This is a genomic window from Curvivirga sp., assembly GCF_965219885.1.
Taxonomy (GTDB): Bacteria; Pseudomonadota; Alphaproteobacteria; order UBA8366; family Aestuariispiraceae; genus Curvivirga.
The window spans coordinates 1921002-1944216 of the sequence record NZ_CBDCOT010000009.1 but is presented as its reverse complement, the minus strand read 5'-3'; the positions used below and the strand labels follow the sequence as shown (position 1 = coordinate 1944216).

23 protein-coding genes are annotated in these 23215 nt (G+C 41.8%); 6 read left to right on the top strand and 17 right to left on the bottom strand.

Going from position 1 to position 23215, the window contains the following annotated elements; genetic code table 11:
- Nucleotides 1-54 precede the first annotated feature (54 nt).
- From ACOQOA_RS14630 to ACOQOA_RS14615, 4 genes are all read right to left on the bottom strand, one after another.
- Nucleotides 55-1101, bottom strand: a complete 1047-nt coding sequence (locus ACOQOA_RS14630; RefSeq protein ID WP_420549357.1) for an ABC transporter substrate-binding protein — start codon at nt 1099-1101, stop codon at nt 55-57.
- Between the two features lie 167 nt (nt 1102-1268).
- Nucleotides 1269-2372, bottom strand: coding sequence for an ABC transporter ATP-binding protein (locus ACOQOA_RS14625; RefSeq protein WP_420549356.1), 1104 nt, complete (start codon nt 2370-2372; stop codon nt 1269-1271).
- A 321-nt stretch (nt 2373-2693) separates the two neighbouring features.
- Nucleotides 2694-3914, bottom strand: a complete 1221-nt coding sequence (hemA, locus tag ACOQOA_RS14620; RefSeq protein ID WP_420549355.1) for a 5-aminolevulinate synthase — start codon at nt 3912-3914, stop codon at nt 2694-2696.
- A 157-nt stretch (nt 3915-4071) separates the two neighbouring features.
- Nucleotides 4072-5463 (bottom strand): aspartate aminotransferase family protein, encoded by a 1392-nt coding sequence (locus ACOQOA_RS14615; protein WP_420549354.1) that lies wholly within the window; start codon nt 5461-5463, stop codon nt 4072-4074.
- Between the two features lie 234 nt (nt 5464-5697).
- On the opposite strand from ACOQOA_RS14615, the gene ACOQOA_RS14610 reads away from it, so the two are divergent.
- On the top strand, nt 5698-6621 hold the full coding sequence (locus ACOQOA_RS14610) for a ribokinase (RefSeq protein ID WP_420549353.1): 924 nt from the start codon (nt 5698-5700) through the stop codon (nt 6619-6621).
- 5 nt (nt 6622-6626) lie between these two features.
- Here the strand turns inward: ACOQOA_RS14610 and ACOQOA_RS14605 are convergent, their stop codons facing one another.
- The 4 genes from ACOQOA_RS14605 to ACOQOA_RS14590 form a co-directional block, all read right to left on the bottom strand.
- Entirely contained in the window at nt 6627-7154 is a 528-nt protein-coding gene (locus ACOQOA_RS14605; RefSeq protein WP_420549352.1) for a GNAT family N-acetyltransferase, read from the bottom strand.
- Nucleotides 7155-7224: 70 nt separating this feature from the next.
- Entirely contained in the window at nt 7225-8583 is a 1359-nt protein-coding gene (locus ACOQOA_RS14600) for a S41 family peptidase (protein WP_420549351.1), read from the bottom strand.
- A gap of 8 nt (nt 8584-8591) precedes the next feature.
- A complete protein-coding gene (locus tag ACOQOA_RS14595) occupies nt 8592-9929 on the bottom strand; it encodes a S41 family peptidase (protein WP_420549350.1) in 1338 nt (445 codons plus the stop codon).
- A gap of 82 nt (nt 9930-10011) precedes the next feature.
- Nucleotides 10012-11496, bottom strand: a complete 1485-nt coding sequence (locus ACOQOA_RS14590; protein ID WP_420549349.1) for a tetratricopeptide repeat protein — start codon at nt 11494-11496, stop codon at nt 10012-10014.
- Between the two features lie 124 nt (nt 11497-11620).
- Here ACOQOA_RS14590 and ACOQOA_RS14585 point away from each other — a divergent pair, with 124 nt between their 5' ends.
- Nucleotides 11621-12007 (top strand): DUF6165 family protein, encoded by a 387-nt coding sequence (locus tag ACOQOA_RS14585; protein WP_420549348.1) that lies wholly within the window; start codon nt 11621-11623, stop codon nt 12005-12007.
- Nucleotides 12008-12011: 4 nt separating this feature from the next.
- Here ACOQOA_RS14585 and ACOQOA_RS14580 read toward each other — a convergent pair whose 3' ends face one another.
- The 3 genes from ACOQOA_RS14580 to ACOQOA_RS14570 form a co-directional block, all read right to left on the bottom strand.
- A complete protein-coding gene (locus ACOQOA_RS14580) occupies nt 12012-12689 on the bottom strand; it encodes a class I SAM-dependent methyltransferase (RefSeq protein ID WP_420549347.1) in 678 nt (225 codons plus the stop codon).
- A gap of 20 nt (nt 12690-12709) precedes the next feature.
- Entirely contained in the window at nt 12710-13654 is a 945-nt protein-coding gene (locus ACOQOA_RS14575) for a DMT family transporter (RefSeq protein ID WP_420549346.1), read from the bottom strand.
- A gap of 146 nt (nt 13655-13800) precedes the next feature.
- Entirely contained in the window at nt 13801-14532 is a 732-nt protein-coding gene (locus ACOQOA_RS14570) for an SH3 domain-containing protein (protein WP_420549345.1), read from the bottom strand.
- Nucleotides 14533-14680: 148 nt separating this feature from the next.
- Between ACOQOA_RS14570 and ACOQOA_RS14565 the strand changes: the two genes are divergently transcribed.
- Both ACOQOA_RS14565 and ACOQOA_RS14560 read left to right on the top strand, forming a co-directional pair.
- Nucleotides 14681-15445: an SDR family NAD(P)-dependent oxidoreductase gene (locus ACOQOA_RS14565; RefSeq protein WP_420549344.1), complete on the top strand. Its 765-nt coding sequence runs from the start codon at nt 14681-14683 to the stop codon at nt 15443-15445.
- A gap of 109 nt (nt 15446-15554) precedes the next feature.
- Nucleotides 15555-16025 carry a PAS domain-containing protein gene (locus ACOQOA_RS14560; RefSeq protein WP_420549343.1) on the top strand — a complete coding sequence of 157 codons (471 nt, stop codon included), beginning with the start codon at nt 15555-15557 and terminating at the stop codon, nt 16023-16025.
- 123 nt (nt 16026-16148) lie between these two features.
- Here ACOQOA_RS14560 and yidD read toward each other — a convergent pair whose 3' ends face one another.
- Together yidD and ACOQOA_RS14550 are read right to left on the bottom strand one after the other, a co-directional pair.
- The gene (yidD, locus tag ACOQOA_RS14555) at nt 16149-16376 is read right to left on the bottom strand and encodes a membrane protein insertion efficiency factor YidD (RefSeq protein ID WP_420549342.1); all 228 of its coding nucleotides are present in this window, start codon (nt 16374-16376) and stop codon (nt 16149-16151) included.
- 45 nt (nt 16377-16421) lie between these two features.
- Entirely contained in the window at nt 16422-16868 is a 447-nt protein-coding gene (locus ACOQOA_RS14550; protein ID WP_420549341.1) for an iron-sulfur cluster assembly scaffold protein, read from the bottom strand.
- Between the two features lie 351 nt (nt 16869-17219).
- On the opposite strand from ACOQOA_RS14550, the gene folE reads away from it, so the two are divergent.
- The gene (gene folE / locus ACOQOA_RS14545) at nt 17220-17819 is read left to right on the top strand and encodes a GTP cyclohydrolase I FolE (protein ID WP_420549340.1); all 600 of its coding nucleotides are present in this window, start codon (nt 17220-17222) and stop codon (nt 17817-17819) included.
- A gap of 62 nt (nt 17820-17881) precedes the next feature.
- Here the strand turns inward: folE and ACOQOA_RS14540 are convergent, their stop codons facing one another.
- From ACOQOA_RS14540 to ACOQOA_RS14530, 3 genes are all read right to left on the bottom strand, one after another.
- Nucleotides 17882-18472, bottom strand: a complete 591-nt coding sequence (locus tag ACOQOA_RS14540) for a hypothetical protein (RefSeq protein ID WP_420549339.1) — start codon at nt 18470-18472, stop codon at nt 17882-17884.
- Nucleotides 18473-18555: 83 nt separating this feature from the next.
- Nucleotides 18556-19227: a hypothetical protein gene (locus tag ACOQOA_RS14535; RefSeq protein ID WP_420549338.1), complete on the bottom strand. Its 672-nt coding sequence runs from the start codon at nt 19225-19227 to the stop codon at nt 18556-18558.
- Complete coding sequence (locus ACOQOA_RS14530) at nt 19208-19753, bottom strand: hypothetical protein (protein ID WP_420549337.1); 546 nt, start codon at nt 19751-19753, stop codon at nt 19208-19210. The genes ACOQOA_RS14535 and ACOQOA_RS14530 overlap by 20 nt, the downstream gene beginning before the upstream one ends.
- Before the next feature lie 191 nt (nt 19754-19944).
- Here ACOQOA_RS14530 and bmt point away from each other — a divergent pair, with 191 nt between their 5' ends.
- The gene (bmt, locus tag ACOQOA_RS14525; RefSeq protein WP_420549336.1) at nt 19945-20970 is read left to right on the top strand and encodes a betaine--homocysteine S-methyltransferase; all 1026 of its coding nucleotides are present in this window, start codon (nt 19945-19947) and stop codon (nt 20968-20970) included.
- A 68-nt stretch (nt 20971-21038) separates the two neighbouring features.
- Here bmt and ACOQOA_RS14520 read toward each other — a convergent pair whose 3' ends face one another.
- On the bottom strand, nt 21039-23051 hold the full coding sequence (locus tag ACOQOA_RS14520) for a hydantoinase/oxoprolinase N-terminal domain-containing protein (protein ID WP_420549335.1): 2013 nt from the start codon (nt 23049-23051) through the stop codon (nt 21039-21041).
- Nucleotides 23052-23215: the final 164 nt, after the last annotated feature.

The following is a 23215-nucleotide window of genomic DNA, read 5'->3' as shown; positions in this document are numbered from 1 at the left end:
TTAATGATAAGAAAGGCGAGCACAGCATGCTATGCCCGCCTCTATATCAATTAATTATTGACTAACCCAAGCAAGGAAACGCTCGTTTAGATCGTCAAAGTTGTCAGCCCAGAAATCAAGGTTATGTGGAACCCAGTTCCCCAAGTTTACTGGTGCAGATGGCAATTTCTCAGCCAATTTTTCATCAACAATCATTGTACCAGCTTCGTTAGTTACTGGACCATAACCGATATATGTATGTTGTGTACCCATTTGCTTAGCAGCAGACGCGAACTTCAAGAAGTCATACGCTTTGTCCAAGTTTGGTGTACCTTTTGGAATCACCCACATATCAAAGTCTAGGTTTTGACCATCCCAGATAATTTTGAACGGTTGGTTTTCACCATCAATCGCAGATTGGATACGACCGTTCCAAGCCGCAGACATTGTTACTTCACCGTCAGCCAATAGTTGAGGTGGTTGAGAACCAGATTCCCACCAAACAATGCTGTCTTTGATTGTGTCAAGCTTAGCAAACGCGCGATCGATACCTTCTTCTGTATCCATTACGTCATATACTTCCGCCGCAGGAACACCGTCAGCGATCAAAGCAAATTCCAACATCACTTTCGGGCTCTTACGAACACCACGCTTACCTGGGAACTTATCTAGATCGAAGAAGTCCGCCATTGTAGATGGTTGGTCACCAGAGAATGCTGTTGTGTTATAAGCAACAATTGTTGCCCAAGTAATCGTACCTACGCCACATTCCAATTTGGAACCTGGAATAAAGTCATCCGCATTTGGAATACGAGACCAGTCGATAACTTCTAGAACACCTTCGTCACAACCTTGCAATGCTGTTGCGGACTCAAGGTCAGCAACGTCAATTGTAACGTTACCAGCTTCCACTTGCGCTTTAATTTTAGCTAGCTCACCGTTGAATTCATCTTCAACGATCTGAGTACCTGTCGCAGCTGTATATGGTTTGTAATATGCTTCACGTTGAGAAGATGCATAAGCACCACCCCAAGAAAGAACTGTCAAGCTTTCAGCCTGTGCAGTCGCCGCAACACCAACTGTTGCTGCAGCCAATACAGATGTTGTAAGTAGTTTTTTCATGTTTTTCTCCCTGTCTTGAAAAATAATCCTACCATAAGATTAGATCAGACTAAGCTGAACCTGTTTAAATCCACCGCGACAAAACCAGATTTTGATCTTTGCTTTGATGGAAATTCCCAAATCCGTGAGGGTTCAGCTTTCCCACGGATCCAGAAACTTTTTTATTATTATACGTTTGGTGCATCCAAGGCACGGCAGTCATCTGTCTGCCATCCAATGGTCACTTCGGTACCTTCCTGCAAGATAACATGACCATGGGAGTTAGGAATTTTTACAATAAAATCACTATTTCCAGAAACACTTACACGTGTACGAATATGATCTCCTAAATAAATCAATTCTTCCACCTTCGCAGAACATGTGTTTTCCGCAGCGTTACCTTCAGGATTAATCGTAACACGTTCTGGACGCATGGATAATGTGGTACGTGTTCCAACACCAGATGCGTTTACTTTCATCGCAGCAACCGTACCGCCACCACCTTCAAGTTCCACTTTACAATTCACATCATCTTCAGAAACAATTTTACCATAAAGTTTGTTATTTTCCCCGATAAATCCGGCAACAAAAGCATTATCTGGTTGTTCATATAACACATCAGGTGGTGCCAATTGTTGAATCACACCATCTTCAAATACGGCAACACGGTTAGACATGGTCAAAGCTTCGGATTGATCATGGGTCACATAAACCATACTTACGCCGAGATTTTCATGAATATGTTTAATTTCATACTGCATCTCTTCACGAAGGTTTTTATCCAACGCGCCAAGCGGCTCATCCATCAATACCAATTCAGGTTCAAATACCAATGCACGGGCAACAGCCACACGCTGTTGCTGACCACCAGAAAGCTGAGCTGGACGACGATTTGCGAAGCCGCCCAAACGTACCATATCCAGCGCTTTATTTACGCGATCTTCGATTTCCGCTTTACCCATTTTCCGTACTTCTAATGGGAAAGCCAGATTTTCACCAACAGTCATATGCGGGAATAACGCATAATTCTGGAAAACCATCCCAATGCCACGTTTATGTGGTGGTGTATTATTAATTGGTGTTCCATTTAATAAAATCTGACCATGTGTTGGCACTTCAAAACCAGCCAACATCATCAATACAGTGGTCTTACCGGAACCGGAAGGACCAAGCATGGTCAGGAACTCACCTCGTTCGACATCTAAGTTCAAATCTTTAACGACTAATGTTTCGCCGTCATAACTTTTCTGAACACCTTCAAAGACAACAATATTGTCGGTGGATCCTGTCATAGGCCCCATCCCTCATTCACGTTAATGGTTAATAATACGGACGAAAGATTTTGCTCGCAATTAGAGTGCGAGTTGTCGGCATAGACTCTGCCCACAATAAGAATCGGTTTAATCACCAGTCTCTTTCTCCCTGCACATACATGTCATTTAGCGCATGTATGATTTTCATTTATTTTCAGGTCTTTTGCCCGAATAATGATTGCAGTGTGCAATCCCTTTAACCGAACTGTCAACGATTAAAACGACGTTTTTTCCCTTGATTTTTCAAAATCTGATATATCACGGGGGTTTAGGGAGATATTTTTTTATATTTTGAGAGGATTAAGCAGCTCTATCCAAACCCATCTGGTCCCAAATTTGACATAAAGCATCAATAAATTCATCCATAATGTCATCATTATGTAATGGACATGGGGTTAATCGGATACGTTCTGTACCCTTTGGAACTGTTGGATAATTGATAGGCTGCACATAAATGCCAAATTGTTTCATCAACTCATCAGTCATTTGCTTACAACGTACAGGATCACCGACAAAAACAGGAACAATGTGACATTGCGACGGCATCACAGGTATGCCAACAGCAGTCAGTTTATCTTTCAATGTTTGAGAACGTTCCTGATGCGAAGCGCGAATTGATTCGCCTTCTTTCAACAATTGAATGCTTTTAATTGCACCCGCTGCAATCGCAGGCGGCAAAGCTGTTGTAAAAATAAAACCATCTCCAAAGGACCGGATAAAATCAACGATTTCTTTCTTGGCTGCAATATAGCCACCGACAACACCAACAGCCTTACCCAACGTGCCTTGAATGATATCAATTTCATCCATGACACCATCACGTTCTGCAATACCTGCCCCATGCTTTCCATACATACCAACAGCATGTACTTCATCCAAAAAAGTAAGCGCATTATACTTTTTGCATATATCAATAATCTCACGTAACGGCGCCACGTCGCCATCCATGGAATAAACAGATTCGAAAATGACGATTTTTGGTACATCAGGATTGTCTGCAGCTAATTTTCGCTCCAAATCTTCCACATCGTTATGGGCCCATATGCGTTTTTCTGCGCGAGACTGCTTAATACCTTGAATCATGGAGTTATGATTAAGAGCATCTGAATAAAGAATTACATCTTTGATTTCGCGCCCCAAGGTCATCAGAGCTGTTTGGTTTGCAACATAACCAGATGTAAACAGCAAAGCAGCATCCTTATTATGCCAGCTCGCTAATTCTTGTTCTAACATCGCATGGTAATGTGTGGTGCCTGAAATATTACGTGTACCGCCCGCACCGGCTCCACATTCTTGCAAAGCTTTGGTCATCGCATCAATAACACGCTGATCTTGTCCCATACCTAAATAGTCATTGGAACACCATACTTTGACGTTCTGTACTGGCTCTTTATTTGTATCTTCGTAGAAGTTTACCGCGGGAAATTGACCAACCTGACGCTCAAGTTCCGCAAAAATACGGTAACGTCCTTCGTCATGCAATTCGCTGAGTTTATCTTGAAATAGCTTATCAAAAGTCATTTTATCAAATCCCGCAGGAGCAACCTTAAACTTAGGATGCTTCTAATATAAAAAGCTGGAGCATCTTTTAGAATGCCCCAGCTGATTTTACAATGTCATAATCTATGAAATGGCTTCACATTTCGTTTAAAAATGCAAAGTTTGATCTAGTTCAATTTTATCCATTCCACTGACCCGTTTCACGTAACCAGTTAGCAGTGTCATCCAATGCCTTGCCGAAACGCTCAACCAACATATCAAGTTCTTCACCTGTAATAATCAGTGGGGGAGAGAATGCAACACCATCCCCACCCATCGCACGAAGAATTGCGCCATGTTCTTGCGCACGCCCGACGAGATAAGGCCCCACAGCCATTTTAGGATCAAAGTTTTCTTTGGTTTCTTTATTTGCAACCAGCTCAACAGCCGCAATCAAACCTGTACCACGCACTTCACCTACCAATGGATGATCTGCAAATTTGCGCAGACCGTCTTGTAAATGATGAGCTACAGAACGCACATGACCAAGAATATCGCGTTCTTCATAAATCTTTAATGTTTCAACGGCAACTGCTGCTGAAACCGGATGGCCAGAATATGTATAGCCGTGACCGAATGTACCAATCTTACCGGAATTCGCAGAAATAGTGGAGGCAACATCTTCGTTCACAATGACTGCTGAAATCGGCAAATAGGAAGATGATAGCGCTTTCGCAACAGTCATCATATCTGGTTTCAGATCGAAGGTTTCAGAACCGAACATATTACCAGTACGTGCAAAACCGCAAATCACTTCATCTGCAATGAATAAAACATCATATTTTTTAAGAACAGCCTGAACTTTCTCGAAATATGTTTTTGGAGGCAAAATAACACCACCTGCGCCCATAACAGGTTCAGCAATGAAAGCGGCAACAGTTTCCGGGCCTTCATCCAGAATTTTCTTTTCTAAACTATCTGCCATGCGCGTTGCGAAATCTTCTTCACTCTCTCCTTCTTCGCCAAAGCGATAGTAATGAGGACAATCTGTATGCATAATATTGGCAATTGGCAGATCAAAATCTAGGTGATTATAAGGCAGACCTGTCATGCTTGCAGCAGCAACAGTCACACCATGATAACCTTTTGTACGCGCTATGATTTTCTTTTTGTCCTTACGACCTTTGGCATTGTTATAATACCAAACCATTTTCACAACAGTATCTGTTGCTTCAGAGCCGGAGTTACAGAAAAACGCTTGCGCCATTGGTACAGGCGCCATTTTCACAAGGCGCTCAGCTAACTCAATGGCCGGGTTTGTCGTCTTATGAGCAAACAAATGATAATAAGGCAATTCTTGCATTTGTTTGGTAGCAGCATCTACGAGGCGCTGCTCGTTAAAGCCTAAAGAAGTAGACCAAAGGCCAGCCATACCTTCGATATATTTATTACCATTTGTATCAGTAATCCAAACACCTTCGCCTTTTTCAGCGATCATCGGCCCGATTTCTTTATGCTTTTCCTGATTAGTGTAAGGATGCATTACATAGGCGATGTCACGGCTTTCCGGAGAGTTACCAACGTTGCTCATTTCACGAATTCCTTAATTCTTGAGAAAATATTTTTGTGATCACAAAATCACACAGACGCGAAGATTACAATTCAATGAAACTGCAATCAAGAAGATTCCGATTAATAATTTATTCACTTGGAAATTTACCTAGACTCAGTAACATTCCAAAATGTTAATAATGAATGACTTAATGAAAAAAATGTATGATACATTTGGTCATAAATACAAAAACGACACTTGGGATGGCATAAGATGATTATCACCTTTGGCTCGATTAATTTGGACATCACATTTCCGCTGGATCATATGCCAAAACCTGGCGAAACGGTTCTTGGCAAAACCTTTTTAATGAATCCCGGAGGAAAAGGTGCGAATCAAGCGTTAGCCGCAGCTTGCGCGGGCGCAGATACAGCCATGGTTGGTATGGTGGGTGATGATGGCTTTGCAGAGGAAGCTTTATATCTCTTAAAAGAATATGAAGTTGATCTTTCCCAGCTAGGTAAATCTGATCTACCAACAGGATGTGCCTCTATATGGGTAGATGAAGGTGCTGAGAATTCTATTGCTGTCGCTTCCGGTGCAAATCTCAGCGCGAAAGCAAGTCAGGTTCCAGATAGCTGGCTTACACCAGATAATCGCTTATTGATACAAATGGAAACACCGGTCGAGGAAAACTGGAAACTTATTCGACGCGCACATGAAAAAAAATGTCCTGTTACGTTGAATGTTGCCCCTGCACGATATGTCCCATTGGACATTCTCAAAATGATCGATCTTTTAATTGTAAATGAGGGTGAAGCACGTACCATTGCTGATGGTTTGGATTTAGATAGTGAAAAAGTCACACGCCTTCCACGTTACCTTGCAGAAAAATTTGGTATGAAGTCGGTCCTCACAATGGGTGGCGCGGGCAGTATATTCTTTAGTCCTGACGGGGGAATTTCCACACCTGCCCTTCCTATAGCACCAATTGACACAACTGCTGCAGGCGATACTTTCGTCGGATATTTAGGCGCAATGCTGGTTGAGGGCAAAGATATGGAAGAAGCGTTACGTTATGCATCAGTAGGTGCAGGACTTTGTTGTATGAAAGCTGGATCACAAAGTTCAGTACCAACGATCAAAGATGTAGAAGCAAAATTACCATCTTTACCAGCAAGTAAAGTTATTAAATAGCCGACTTAATTCTCTAGTAACGCCGCTAAAGCTTCAATATGTGGGCGATCAAGCGCATAATTTAATCTATGCAGCCTAAAACTATCATCAGATAATTTGTCAAAGAAAACACGCGCTTCTAAATCCAGTCGTTCCACTTGCCATTCCAGTCGCACCCATCCCTGCTCTTTGGCAAGTTGAGCAACTTGGATCATCAAATGTGAGCCGACTTTTTGGCGTCGAACAACTTCTTCCACATAAATATGGCGAACGATTGCACAGGTTTCCCCCATGATTGCATCATATGTCAGAGTAAAGAATACAGCACCGCAAATCACATTTTCAATTTCAACGACCAACGCTTGAAACTGCCCCCCGACATCTGCCGCAGCGGCGGCTAATCTTTGTTCAAGATCAACAGCAGAAACCGAACGAAGAGATGGATCATCATCTGGCTTCTCAACCGTTTCAATATGCTTAGCTAGATTTGTCATTAAACGCGCTAATGATGGCGCATCCGTTGATGTGGCTAGGCGGAAACTCACATTCGACATTCTTATACCCTGTATCGCTGCTTCTGCAGCGCTTCCCATTAATTATATGCGATCTAACTTACCCTAATAGTTAAGATCCATGCGCAGCCTGCTTTCTCTTATCAATGGCTTTCCGAATAAAATCGAAGGCAGCTTTCATTTGCTCATCCCCATATAAATCCGGATCGTCTTTCACAAGAATATCAGGTCGCAAACCACCCTTAACAGATTCTCCTAATGGAAGAAAGTATCGACTTGTCGTTAAAACAACTAAGCCGCTTTTATCATTTAAAGGGATTACAGATTGAGCAACATCCTTCCCATAACTCTTTTCCCCAATTACGGTGGCACGCTTATTTACTTTCAAAACTCCCGCCACCAGCTCTGAGGCAGAAGCGGAACCAGCATCCTGCAGAATAACCATAGGTAAATTACGGCTAAAATCGGCTTCTTCAGCAGCTAATTGTTGTTTGTCATGCTTTCCGACCATTTCTCCAAATGGACTACCTTTTGGTAGAAACAAATCCAAGATACCAATAGCTTCATCCAAATCACCACCAGGATTGGATCTCACATCCAGAATTATTCCCGTAAGAGAGCCATTTGTTTCATCAAATGCATCCGCTATTGCAACCTTCATATACTTAGCAGCATGATCATCAAAATCTGCAAGGCGTATTACTGCCGTATTATTTTCTACATATGATGATAACATTTCAGGCTCACTGCGGGTTTGCCTTGGGATAACAATCGGATCGATTACATTTCCATTCCTGATGATTTCTAAACGCATTCTATCGCTATAAAAATTAACAACTTCCTTAGTTGCGAGCCTCTCATTTAAGTTTGAAAGCTCTATATCATTTGCCGATTTTATAATATCTGAAACCCTAACACCTGCAACATGTGCTACCCCTTCCCGTTTCAATCCAATAACCTGAAGTCCAAGAGGGACTTTCATCATCAAAGCCCCAAACTGAGACACGCCAATTGCCATATTATCAAATTTTTTATAGTTGGTTTTGAGATCGTAAAAATGGCTATACTGATCTAAAGATGATAAGAAACCATCGATGGCAAAAGCTTCATAGGCGCGTTCAGATACTTTCCCATTTTCTGCAACTTCGGTGCGAATTGCATCCCATGCAGCTTCAAGTATGGCGCTTTGATGGATTGTTTCTATATGATACGTACGTGCTATCATATAAATCAGACGGAAATTCTCTAAATCATGGTGAGAGATTTCACCATCTCTTAAAAGTATCTTTTCTTCTTCATCGTTCAGAGTTGCCAAACGACGTGTTGCATCAATACTTTCATAGTAATGTCTGCTGAGTTTTTTGGGATCAATATCCAATCCGAGTTCTGGTTTTCTTGCACATGCAGCTAAAAATATTATCACTAAGAAAGATAAAAAAATCTGACGCGACACTAGACGAATGAAGATCATTTGAAAATCTACTGCCCTTCACTACCCAATGTCCAATTGAGATTCGGCCCGCCCGCCAGTTCAACAACTAATCTGTAAGCTGCAGTTAACTGTTCGTCCCCATCCTCATCAGGATCATCAGTCACAATATATTGCGGTTGAATACCACCATTCACAGTACGGCCGGAAGGTGTAAAATAAAGGGCTGTCGTTAGTTTCACACCGCCTTCATATAAAGGGAAAACAGATTGGACGGATCCCTTGCCGAATGTGGGTTGCCCTAAAAGAGCAGCACGTTCATGATCTTGTAAAGCACCAGCAACAATTTCCGAAGCCGACGCAGATCCTTCATCGATTAAGACAACGACAGGTTTACCATCTGCGACCTCCCCGTAACCAGAATCAAAGCTATTCTCTCCATCTCGCTCTCTGGTGCTCACGATCAGCTTTTGCGATAAAAAGGCGCTACTCACGCTTACAGCCTCAGTCAGTAGCCCTCCGGGGTTCTTTCGCAAATCCAAGACATACCCATACAGCTTGTCTTCGCCGACTTTTCGTTCAATATCATTGATCGCATCCACAACCATACTTCCAACACCTTCAGAGAAGTTAGAGATACGAATATAGCCAACTTCCCCTTCTATCTCATGTCTGACAGGGTGAAGTTCGATAATATCTCTTCGAATAGATGCATTAAAACTTTCACTATTTTCACGTTCTACCGTTACCACAACTGACGTTCCAACTCGTCCTCGCAATAAATTGATAGATTCTTGCATGGATAATTCTGCCAAGGCTTTTCCATCTGCATGGGTAATTACATCCCCCGGCAATATACCTACTTGATCTGCGGGACTCCCTTCAAAGGGAGACACGACAAGTAATCCTTTTTCATGATTTGAGATTTGTATCCCTAAGCCCGCATATGCACCGCGCGTCTGTTCCATAAAAGAACGATATGCTTTTGCGTCCATGTAAGTGCTGTAATCATCAAGAGAAGCAAGCATGGACTGTGTCGCTACCTCGTCAAAGGTATCACGATCCATACTACCTTCATCAACGGCATGCGCTTGCACCCCTTCAATCGCTGCTAATAATAGAGCCTGACCATCTACTGTATAAACATATTGGTCCTGAATATTGCGATAAATGATTGGAAATAAATTTAGATCATATCCCTCAAGTGAGTTATCCGATAAAATATTTCCTTGATCATGTGCCGCTTGAACCAGTTGTGCTGTTACACGTCGTGCTTCTTTATTTGGCTCATAGAGAGGCTTTACACAGCTTGCGACAAGAACCGCAACAATTGTTAAAGCCAGCCAAGAAATCGCATTGTTATTGATTTTGAAAAAACGCGCAGACAAGGAACTTACCTCAAAAGAAATACATGTTAACATTATTAATATAATGCACAGCAAAAATTCTGCCAGTTTTTAAAAAAGATAATTATATTTTTGGAATTTCTATTGAAATTTTTTCAATAACTGATCCCCAGTCGCCACGGGCAGCTTGTCTGTATAATTTTGCAGACTGATACCAGTAACTTTCCACCCCTTCCAATTCCCATCGCCATTCCGGCACATATTTCAACATAATCCAGCTTTCACAGCCTAAAGCACCGGCAAGATGTGCTGTTGCCGTATCTGACGTTAAAACAACATCCATTAACTTCATAACAGCAGCTGTATCCATAAATGCGTGACCATCCTGATCCAGTATATTTCCCAAATCCACCACGTTTTCAGATAACGTCATTCCCTCAAAACGATCTCTACCATCATCCATTTGTAAAATATAAAAAACGGCCTTATCGGTATCAAATAAAGGATACACATCCTTAAATGACATAGACCGTCCTTGCTCAGCAGGAGAGTTAGGATCCCCCTGCCAAATCAGCCCTATCTTTGTTTTACCTGCAAATTTATCAGGAGTCTTTTCCTTTAGGCAGGTGATCCATTTAGCCTTCGCTGTGTCTTCGACACTAAGATATGTGTTTGAATATTTATGGCGAATAGTTTCTCTATCCAGCCCTAACACCAAAGGTAAACTCATCATTGGAATAGCAATATCCGCAGAATGCACGTCATTCATATCGTCACATAACTCACATCCTGTAATCTGAGACGATAATAGTTTTCGCAATTTAGGCCGTAAACGCAATGTAACCGTATTAGCTAACGCAACAACTTCAGGAATAAATCGACTGAATTGGATGCAATCTCCAAATCCTTGTTCATCAAAAATAAGGATGTTTCTGCTGCGAATATCATCCCCAAATTTCCACATAGGACAGGGAATAACTGCTTTGTCTTCTAAGCGTTGCTGCCAACGACTTTCGTAATCTAAAAAGCCATTCTCTAAATCTCCTCTCATCAGACGATTCTGCGCAAGAGCAAATCGTGCAACAAGATTGCTAGACGAATCCTGCAATTCTTCTTTCAGTAATGCATCAGATTCAGATAAACGCCTCGAATTTCTGTATGCAAACGAAAGTGGTAATCGGATTTCTTTTGCAAGTTGCGGATCCGGCAGCGCCTTTTCATATGCAGGAATAGCCGCTTCCAAATTTCCCAATTCATGATAAGCATGGCCAAGCCACTTATAAAGCGTCAATTGGTCGGGATATAGCTGAATAGCTTTCTCTAAGTGCAGTATTGCTTCTTCGAACAGACCAAGTTGAACTTCCAATGCACCTTGTTGCAATAGAACCAAAGGATGATCATCTTGTAAATCTGATAGAGCTCGGATGGCTTCAAGAGCTTCATCAGATTGCCCAGACAAAAGGTGCATCTTAATTTGCACTGGAAGTATTTCCGTATTTCGCCCCCAACGTTGTATCGCAAGATCTATGAGGACAATAGCTTGTTCCAATTGCCCGCTATCAAGCGATTGGTTTGCAGTTTCTAATACTTTTTCCTGCGTCAGGTCCATTTGAATTCCATTCAGATTGAATTCTGCTTTGCGTTACATACAAATCAGATTAGGCTGCTTCGCATCCAACCTGCAAGATGCAGGAATTTGATTTGATATAAAAAGTCTTGGTAAGGATAAGAGAATGACTTTAACAGCACCTGTTTCTTGGGGTGAATTAATTGACAAAATCACTATTCTAGAAATCAAATTAGAAAATATGACGGATCCTGAGAAGCTGGTGAATGTAAAACATGAACACACTGTTTTAAGCCAAACCAGAGACAGTTATACCTTGCCTGCAGGTTTAATGGAACTCACCGCGCAACTTAAAAATATCAATCAACAATTATGGAATATTGAAGATGATATTCGTGATCAGGAACGTCAAAAGGATTTTGGTGAAAAATTTGTCGAATTGGCACGTTCTGTATATTTCACCAACGACAAGCGAGCTGCCTTGAAAAAGGATGTAAATATTTTAATGGGATCTGACGTTGTAGAAGAAAAATCCTATCAGGATTACGACTAATCCATTAGTCAGATTTGCGGATTAAAGTCATGCCATCCCCGATGGGGATTGTCGAAATCTCCACATCTTTTTGTTGAGAGGCAAAATCATTAAATTGGCGCACAGATACAGTTAAATTTTCAACATTTTCAGGATCTGCGACTTTGCCATACCACAAAACATTATCCATGATTAAAAGACCGCCAGGACGTAAAAGCTTCATCGCCTGTTCATAATAAGAAATGTAACTTCCCTTGTCGGCATCTACAAAAATCATATCAACTGATCCAATGAGCCCTTCCATTTCCCATTGCGGAAATGCGTCATTTGCAAGCTCGTATCGCATATCAATTTTATCCTGCACCCCCGCCTCGCTCCAATAACGATGCTGTATGTCCATATGGCGAATATCATGATCACATGCATAAAGCTTGCCGTCTTCTGGTAAAGCTGCAGCAAGCACAGCTGCACTATATCCTGTAAAAACACCAATCTCGATAGCAGTTTTAGCACCGTGCAACTTTACCAGCATATGCATTAATGCTCCCTGCTCCGGCGTAATCTGCATACGGCCGGCAGGATGTTTGGCTGTTTCTTCACGAAGTCTGACAAGATAATCAGGTTCACGAACTGATTTTTCGCGGATATACCCCAATACCGGATTGGCCGGATCAAACATATCATATGTTTTATCAGCAGACATTTTGTAAAACCTGTTTTTACTTAAACTTTAGCGCGTTTGGATGCGCCTGTTATCATACGCCATGGCCTGCCGTCAATTGCAGCTAACCCCAAAGCAATCATCGCCATACCTAAAAAATGTTTTAGCGCTAATACCTCGCCCAAGAATGCTGCACCTAAAATAATTGCACTTACAGGAACCAGCAAAGTAACGAGCATCACATTTGTCGCACCTGCTGCGGCCAGAATTTTGAAAAATAGAAGATACGCCAGTGATGTCGCAGCCACTGCAAGAAATACAATTGCTAGAATAGTTTCCATCCCTGGCATGTTAAGAGAGAGAGGCTGATCCAGATAAAAAGTGACAGGTAATAGAATTAAACTGGAGGCTGTTAACTGCCCTGTCGCCGTAACCATGGGAGCTGTGCCCATCCGTTTAAATCGACGCCCCCATACACCCGAAAATGCATAACTTAAGGTCGCACCGATAATCGCTAGTTGTGCCCAGACAGCTGTGCCTAATTCCCCTAATGCATCCATACCAATCATCATAGCCACACCTGCAAAGCCAATAAAAACACCCAACATTTTGTTTGGACTCATTTTTTCATCCGCAGTCAGGAAATGAGCAACAACTACGGTAAAAATAGGCGTCGCAGCATTTAAAATTGAGGCAAGACCTGAGGCAATATGTGCTTGCCCCCAGACAATTAAAGAGAAAGGAATAGCATTATTAAGTAATCCCATGCCAAAAAAGGCGATCCAATGTCTTAAATCCATTGGCATGGAAATCCTCACCAATTTTAGAATGGCAAATAAAGTCAAAGCCGCAATCGCCACGCGTAAATTCACGATTGTGAAAGTTGGTAGTTCCTGCACTGCTATACCAACAGTAAAGAAAGACCCACCCCAAAGGATGGAAAGCAAGATCAACATCCCCCATTCCTTAGATCCCATATGTGTATTTACTGCTGCTGACGAATTCATTTTAATCTCTTTCATTGATGGAAATATACAATGTTACGTCTTAACAGAAGAGGCGTACTATTTTCATTCCGTTTCTTGGTACCAAAAGTAAGAATATGGACTAGAGACACTAGTCATTGGAAAGAATTTAAAAGAAATAGAGACACCTAAATCCCCCATTCCCCATCTGGTCGGAAGCAAACATTAACGTTTTTCTTTTCGCGCCCCCCTTCTTTACTAACAACTTCAACCTCTAAAGTGCGACATGTCGTATTTCCTGATATTTTTTGTGTCACAGTCTTACCTTTGGCTGATCCTGCATCCGCTTTGCTTTCATCGGTTGTAACAACCAGGTTTTTATTTACATAACCAATAATAACGCCGTAACGCTCAACTAAAATCCATTCCTCATCTTCGACAGCCCCGATAGCGCGGAATACATCCCCTTCACGCAACCAAGCCGTCACCCGACCCGCTGCGTTTGGTGACGTACGTACATTTGTGCTTTGAGCGACAGTATACAATGCCCCTAAAAATTGAATATCCTTAGGGAATTCGACATTTTCGGCAAAAATTAAATCATATGTTTTCTGCTCAACCCGTGTATTAAGCGGTGTCATGGTAACGGTTGCACCAGTTTGTTCGCTGGTCCATTCTTTCTGCTCACCATCAACATTGGTTTCTAAAACAGTTTTTCCTTCTTTTCGGATTTCTTTCTTATCATCATCTGAAAAGGCATCGGCATAAACTTCATTAAACCATTCCTTGGACTCTTGATAAGCTTGTTGAGCATCCGTTTTAACCTGCTCCCATGCCTCATTGATATTCTGCTTAGTCTGGCATCCTGCTAACATCGTCAAGAATGCAACAACTACTCCCAATCGTAATGACATAAACATACTAAAACCCTATGCGTCGTTATATCCAAAAGAGGTAATTAGAAAAGCAGATTCGAAGATGTAAGTCATCCGATCAATAACAGAATATTTTTCTTCCTGTATTCCCCGAACTGGTTATAGGATAAAGGCAAATGAAAGTTGGGAAATCATGAAAGATCAATTTAGTCTGCTAGGGAAAACCGCTGTTATTACAGGTGGAAGCCGTGGCATAGGCAAAGCAATAGCAGAAGAATTCCTTAAGCACGGCGCGAATATTGCTATTGCAAGTCGCAGTCAACCATCCTTATCTAAAGTTGCGGATGAATTGAAACATTATGACGCAGATATCTCGACACATTCTGTAGATGTGTCAGATAGCGCAGCCGTTGAATTTTTCAAAGACGACGTTCTATCGACCCATGGCAAAGTTGATATTCTTGTAAACAATGCCGGAATTAGTCCTGTTTATATGAGTACGGAACGGATTAATGAGGAAGACTGGAAAAAACTGGTTGATGTGAATTTAGGCGGTGTATTCAACTGTAGCAAAACATTTGGCTTGGCAATGCTAGAGAACCAATCTGGAAGCATTATCAATATATCTTCTATTGCAGGGCATGTTGGCCTCGCGAAACAAGCTGCCTATGCAGCAACAAAAGGCGGGGTGGAGCAACTTACCAAAGGAATGGCTCTAGATTGGGCAAAAAAGGGTATCCGCGTAAATGCAATCGCGTATGGGTTCGTAGAAACTGATTTAACTCAAGGATTACGGGCACATGAAACATTATCCAAGCGGTTGTTGGATAAAACACCAATGGGACGCTTTGCGCGCCTAGAAGAAACAACAGGCGCGGCAGTTTTTCTTGCCTCTGATGCTTCTAGCTATGTTACTGGCAGCAGCATAATAGTTGACGGCGGCTGGACCGCAGAATAATTCGCAAAAGCGTTCTTAACCATTATTTTATATATGTATTTTAGCCTTTTCTATTGTTTAACCATTTATGAAGATTTATTACTATTAGGATAATAAAGGGAAAATATATATGGCCGAGAAACTAATCGGGTTATCAGATAGTGCGAAAAGCAAACTGATTTCAAATGGGACGCTCTGTAAGAAAACCACTCCCGGTTCCGAAGAATATGTCGGGCGTTTTTTTTCCTCCACTCTCTTATCTCCCGATGACTTCACTTATAAACAGCACAAGGCTGCCTATAAAGCATGGCTGGATGCCAAGGGTGATAGAGTATTACCATGCCGAAAAGACCTCGACCCACTCAAAATGCCACAGGCACTCGGAGATCTGATTTTACTTCGTCCAGAAGAAAAAGATGGTAAGCAAGACTTCTTATTTCGTCTCTATGGCACCAACATCGCACGACGTTTTGGTAGTGATATGACAGGAAAATACGTGTCTGACTTCCAAACAGAACCACCCAAAACCTTGGCGGAACAGTATATACGACTGCTGACGGAACGTTTGCCGCTTTATGGGGAACATGACGCCCCCCCCTGAGATATCCTCAATGGTCAGATGGTGTCGCCTTGTTTTACCTTTTTGTGAAGATGCAAGTCAGGAAGATTATACAATCACTCGTATTTTGGTATGTAACATCCCTGTAGATCAACCAATAGATCGCTAGTCTGTACCCTTAGAACATCCACATTTATCTGATCCTGTTCCAGGTACAGGATCATATCCACTCCCGCCCCACGGATTACATCTTCCGATACGCTTTAACGCCAACCATCCGCCTTTAAATGGCCCATGGACATCCAAAGCTTCCAATGCATACTCTGAACAGGTGGGTAGATATCGGCAATTGCGACCCATAAAGCTGGATAAGGTATAGCGGTATAAAAGCACTATTCCTTTGAGAAAATATAACATCACATTGCGAAAAAATAACATCTAGGGAACAATCTGATTTGCTTTGATCTCAGCAATTGCTTTTTCGACAGCTTTAAAAGGTAAAAGAATAGAGGCATGACGGGATTTATGCGCCCTTGCCGGGATCAATGCTTCTAATTCAGCCCACTTACCGATAGGTACATCTCCATCTTTCTTCAGCATTGCCTCAACTTGTTGACGTAAAACTGTGGCTTCTTCCGCAGATGTTCCTTTTATATGCTTAGCAACGATTGCTGCAGAAGATTTACCAAGTGCACACGCGCGTACTTCCTGTCCATATGCAGTTACACAATCTTCTGTCGGTGAATACTTTAAGTCCACTTTGACACGACTTCCACAAAGAGGACTATCTACAGTTACAGTTGCATCTGGGGCCTCTAAACGATCAATATCCACCAACCCAGCGGCAAGTTTCAATATTTGTTCATTATAAAGATCGTCCGACACGTTCTTTTTCCTTTACGATTAAGATCAAATTCCATCTATGTTTGAAGGAATGGCGCGGTTAGAAAAATCCGTGTCCTTCCCAATATTGACAATGCCCGCCCAGTGGGCCTATATGCCGCATAAATATTATATATAGAACTGGATCTAAGACTGCCAAGTTCCAATTAACACGATTTTGTCACATCAGAAATGATTACATGATCAGGAACTGTCGCATTCGGTAAAGCTGTGTTTCCATATTTGCAATAGTCTTCTATTGAAAAAACGGTCATAGATACCGATATGGATTTAAGTAGGATGTTCGTATAAACGGCATCATTGAACTAAAGTTAGAAAGATAAGGTCTGCCCCATGCAAGACGCATTGAAGAAACCAGAACTTGTTGTTGATCGTCCTTCCCGTGAGGAGGCTGAAGAAGCTGTACGCACATTATTAGCCTGGACAGGTGACGATCCAACCCGCGAAGGCCTATTGGACACACCAGCACGTGTGGTACGCGCTTATGAAGAATATTTTGCTGGCTACCAAAATGACCCGGTTAAAGTATTGCAACGTACTTTTGAAGAAACAGATGGTTATGATGAAATCGTAATGCTTCGCGATATTCCATTTGAATCTCACTGTGAACATCATATCGCACCGATCATTGGTACTGCACATGTAGCCTATTTGCCAGATAGTCGCGTTGTCGGTATTTCCAAATTGGCACGTGTTGTTGAAATTTTTGCCAAACGTTTGCAAACACAAGAAATCATGACTGTTCAAGTTGCAGATGCTATTCAAGAAGCCTTACAGCCGCAAGGTGTTGCAGTCGTTATTGATGCAGTTCACCAATGCATGACAACTCGTGGCATTCAAAAGCAAGGTGTTGCAACTGTTACATCTCGTATGACTGGTGTTTTCCGCTCTCAACCAGAGACACGTCGTGAATTTTTGGCGATGATTAAATAGGTTCACCAAACCAATTAATAAAAAAGGCCGCTAATCTTGAGCGGCCTTTTTTATTTTCTTCATTAATTATCCGAAGCAACCATAATACCCCGTCCATCATATGCCGGCGCATCGAAAACATAAGACGCTAATACTTTGGATATCTTAGCGTCGGTCAATTCATCGCCCTTCTTTGCACAATAGACACCAAAAAGCTGAGAGCGAAATACCTTACCTTGGGATCTAGCATGTTGCTGTAAATAATCCATAAAGGTCACACATGCCCTTCTGTCAATAATGGCACGTGCATATGCAAATTTTGGCTCCCGAATAACATCACTATACGCAAGCTCTTCTGCATGTGAGACCAGTGGTAAATCTGTCATAACGCGTTTATAAGCAGTTTCTGTCGAAGTCGGAACCCATGCATATTTTTTTGCAAACATTACCAAATAAATTTGAAAATCCTGCCCATCCTCATCAAAACTATAATATTCTTCATAGATTTCAGAATTTGCACGCGCGGAAAAAGCTCCTTTATCAGCATATTCAGAATCCTTATCGCGCCAAGAAATTAAGGCGGTATCACTATCAATATAGATAAATCTATCCGTGAACTTCCCTACACATCCCATCATCAAGAATGACACCAATAATAAACTGAAATACTTCATAGAATCCCCCAGAAATTGAATTTTCCGTATCTTACTGTCGGAAAAATTGAATGCAATTTAAATTTAAAATTAAAATAGTATGATTATAGCCCTGCCCCATCATACAGCTCATCTTTGAAGGTATATGCATTTCGCAATCTACCTATCTCATAGTCAGAAATCTCACGCCCTTTGGATTTACAAAAAATTCCCACGACCTGTGCCCGATATTCTCCTCGTTCATGGGTAGTGCGCCATAATTGTAAGAGCTCAATAAATGCTGCGCAGGTCAGATCATCGACAGTAAGATATAGCTTTGATTTCGTTGCTGTACGAGAAGGTTCGAAATAAGATACTTCCTTAGCGTTAGCAACTAACGTCAAGTTAGATAAAACCTCTTTGACTTGATTAATGTCACGATCCCAAAAATGAGGTCTAGCATATTTACCGACATAGAGTTCTAATTTTTCATCATCATCATCAAAACTATAAATTTCCTCATAGATTTTTGCACTAACACGCGCGCTTCTATTACCCTTTTCAAAAAAGCGAATATCGCTCTTCCATCCTAATACTGCTTGCTCATCTGTAATTGGCATAAATTTATCAGGATAAGTTCCAGCGCAACCAGTCAGCACAAATAATACAAATAAAATCTTTAAATAATTATTCATCTTAGCTCTATTGAAAACACCCTGTAAACGGCCCAATAAGGCATCGAACAAAATATCAAAAACTGGTTGAATTTTCTTAATCTTATAATCCTGTTCCATCATATAAATCATCTTTGAAAGAATAGGCATTTCTTACTTTATCAATCTCATTGTCAGCAATGCTTTTTTCTTTAGTTGTGCAATAGATTCCTAATATATACGATCTGTATTGCGCATGTAATCTATAGTTAAATAATTGTAATAGTTCTGTAAATGCCGCGCATTCTTGACCGTCGATGACAAGATAGAGTTTTACCGTTTTAGATGTTCGACTAAATGCAAAATAAGAAACTTCCTTAGCATTTGAAATTATCGGCAAGCGTGACAAAGTTTCCTTTAGATTACTTTCCCCTCTATTTCTATCCCATGAATATGGATTTTCATACATACCAACATAGAGTTGAAGCCTTTCTTTATTATCATCAAAATTATATATTTCTTCATATAATCGCGCATCTGCCCGGGCAGTCCTCGTACCTTTTTTAGCAAATCGAAAATCTTCGTCTTTCCACCCCAATACAGCTTGTTCATCCGCAATCGGAACAAACGTATCTGTATACGTAGTTGTACAACCAGCAAGCAACATCATGAAGCCGCAAATTCTTATATAGTTTTTCACCGAAATACCCCATTAACTTCGCCAACCAATGCACCCTATAAGAGAATCGCTTGAATACAATGTTAATTTCTTATTTTTATGTTTTTTATATGGATATAAAGAATTCTTTATATTATAAAGAATATGAAATTTGAATTCCGCAATTCCAAAGGAAGCAACAGATGGAAAATCTATTTACAAAACTATTAAATGAACGTGACTATTTGATTGCGGATGGTGCCATGGGAACCTCCCTCTTTAAACGTGGTCTACAGACAGGTGATGCGCCTGAGCTTTGGAATGTGGATCATCAGGATCGTGTTGAATCTGTACATCAAGAATATGTGGATAATGGATCCGATATCGTTTTAACCAATAGCTTTGGATGTAATGAGTTTCGCCTCAAACTGCATAATTCCGAAGACCGTGTATTTGAATTAAATAAAGCTGCGGCGGAACGCGCACGTAAAGTCGCAGATGCATCAGACAGAGATGTGGTTGTTGGTGGTTCTATGGGGCCAACAGGCGAAATTCTGGAACCAGCAGGAACATTAAAATATGAAGAAGCTGTTGCAGCTTTTAAAGCACAAGCAGAAGGCCTGAAGGCTGGCGGTGTCGATGTTCTTTGGATTGAAACCATGTCCGGCCGTGAAGAATCCGCCGCCGCTGTTGAAGGTGCGTCATCTGTCGGTTTACCTGTGGTAACGACCATGACTTTTGATACAAATGGAAAAACCATGATGGGTGTTTCCCCGGAAGATGCTTATGAACATCTTAGCCATTTACCAACTCAGCCAGCAGCAATTGGCGCAAATTGTGGCCTTGGTCCGACTGAAAGTGTTATTTCTTTAGCGCAAATGCAAACTGTTGTGGATGCAAATGCCGTTATCGTTGCCAAAGCGAACTGTGGTATCCCACAATATGTAAATGGTGAGTTTATTTTCTCCGGCACGCCAGAATTGATGGGTAAATATGCGCGTATGGCACGTGATTGTGGTGCGAAGATTATTGGTGGCTGCTGTGGGTCTGATGGTGAAGTGATCAAGGCGATCACAGATTCTTTGAAAGATTACACACCGGGTGAGAAACCATCAGAAGAAAAAATCATTGAAGTGTTAGGACCGCTTTCTAATGGGCCTTCTCCTCATTCTCATGGTGGTGATGAAAATGAAGGTGGTCGACGCGGACGTAAACGCCGCCGCGGTTAATCCAAACAAGTAAGAAAAAAGGGATATGTAAAAACATATCCCTTTTTAGCTTTAAGGCTTTCAATCAGTTAACCTAAATTTGGTCGACCTATCGCAGTGGCCGTAATTTTTGCTTCGATAAAGATAGGCTTATCACTTCCACCCGTATTTGCCTGACGAATTTCTTCTTCCATACGAATTTCGATATCACCAGCGCCTGCATTAACCGCCCGTTCATGGGCTATTGTTCTTGCCAGCTGTCTTGTTTTTTCTAACGTTTCTTCTAAATCGAAAGAATCTTCTTGTTCCCCTGCCCCATGAATACGGAAGCGCATATCATCCGGTGCTGTAACCGTCAGTTCAGCGCGCTGTGCAACACCGCCTGCGACCGCACCAACCGCATTGGATACATGGGCAAATTCAGGTTCGATATATTCAGTCGAAAGACGTTTTGCGACTTCCCCATAATAACTACGTGCCGGGGCCCCAATACCAACAAGTGGTTCTGCCAAGGCCATACTTGGTATCATTGGTAATAGGCGATCTTTCTCAGCCTTCATGGATTCACGAATAAGCTGTTTGGCAAGCCCTTGTCCCGCAGCAACTGTTAACCCAATACGACTATCAAGAATAGAGTCAATCAAGGCTTCCCCGGTTTGGATAACAGTTAAATCCCAAACTTTGTCGGCAAAATCCAGCGCATCTTCTGCAACCATTTGATCCGGTCGTTTTTCGGTATCGGCCCAAATAGCAGCAGCTAATTCTGCAGCTTCTTTATTCCAACTGTCATGAAGACCTTTTAGATGAGACGCATCAGATGGCGTAAAGGCAGAAATAATAACCAAGCCACGATCAACCAAACGACGAAGGGGAGGATCAGGTACTTGGCGGCCTAAAAGTTTCTCTAAGGACATAGGCCCTTCAGAAAGTTTATCGTAGATAAATTCTTCTGTACGACTTAAACTTTCACGTTGATCTTCGGGTAAGTCACGCAATTTGATCGCAAACTTACCATCATATGTTTTACGCCATCCACGTTCTAATTGCTCTTTAAGTGTTGAAACGACAAAATCGTAATCACAGGCCAATAATGAAATCGGCACCACACGACGGGGACCAGCAACCAAATTCTTTTCATCATCAAGACGAATTTCACTATCACCACCTAGTCCAACTGTATGCACTTCAACAGCTTCAACCATCGTACGATGTCCCGCGACGACAGCTCCGTTCTTGTTTAGGACAGGAAGACCATCTTTTAGAAGTGCAATATCGGTGGTTGTTCCTCCCATATCGGAAACAACCATATCCTTTTGACCAACTTGATGCTGTGCACCAACCACACTTGCAGCAGGACCAGACAGAATTGTTTCAACAGGGCGACTTAAGGCTGTATCAGCAGAGATTAAAGAGCCATCCCCTTTCACCACCATCAAAGGACATTCCAATCCGATATCTTGTTGGAAATCCTGCACAGCTTCAATCAAGTGTTGTAGCAAAGGAATAAGGCGAGCATTCAACACAGCCGTTAGCGCCCGACGTGGTGCATCCAGATTAGAACTTAGTTCATGGGCACAGGTAATTGGCAATCCGGTTTTTTCACGGATGATTTCGCGCGCCTGAATTTCATGTGCGGGATTACGGGTCGCAAAATATCCAGCAATTGCAAAGGCCGACACCTTGCCTTTAATTTTATCCAAGGCCTCTTCCAAAGCGGCAACATCCAAGGGACATTTCTCATCACCACTTGCTGTATGCCCACCTTCGATAAAAATAACCGGATCACTTCCCATAACGGTTTTAAGGCCTGCACGTTCTAATGTGGCTGGCGGCTGACCAATCAGTAAAAGGGCCACGGGGTTACCGTGATCTTCCACAATAGCGTTGGTTGCAAGTGTTGTAGAAATAGAAACTAGTTTCACATCTTCTGGCTTAATATCAACGGCCTCATTTAAAACAGCCTGTGCAGCACCATTTAAGCCAATGGAAAGATCATGTTTCGTAGTCAGAGATTTTGCTGCGTGTAACACGCCTTTTTCTTCATCAAACAACACGGCATCAGTGAATGTACCGCCTGTATCAATTCCCAGAAGAATGCCCATTTCTAAATCCTTTAAGCTTTTCTTGTGTCACCCAACGTATGTGGATGTTTATCTTTATGAGTGGCTGGATAAAACGCAAAATGAAACTTGGCAATCCATTTTCCACATCATCGTAAAATTAGTCTGCTTTTTGACATTGCCTTATTGCAAAATCCCCCTATTTT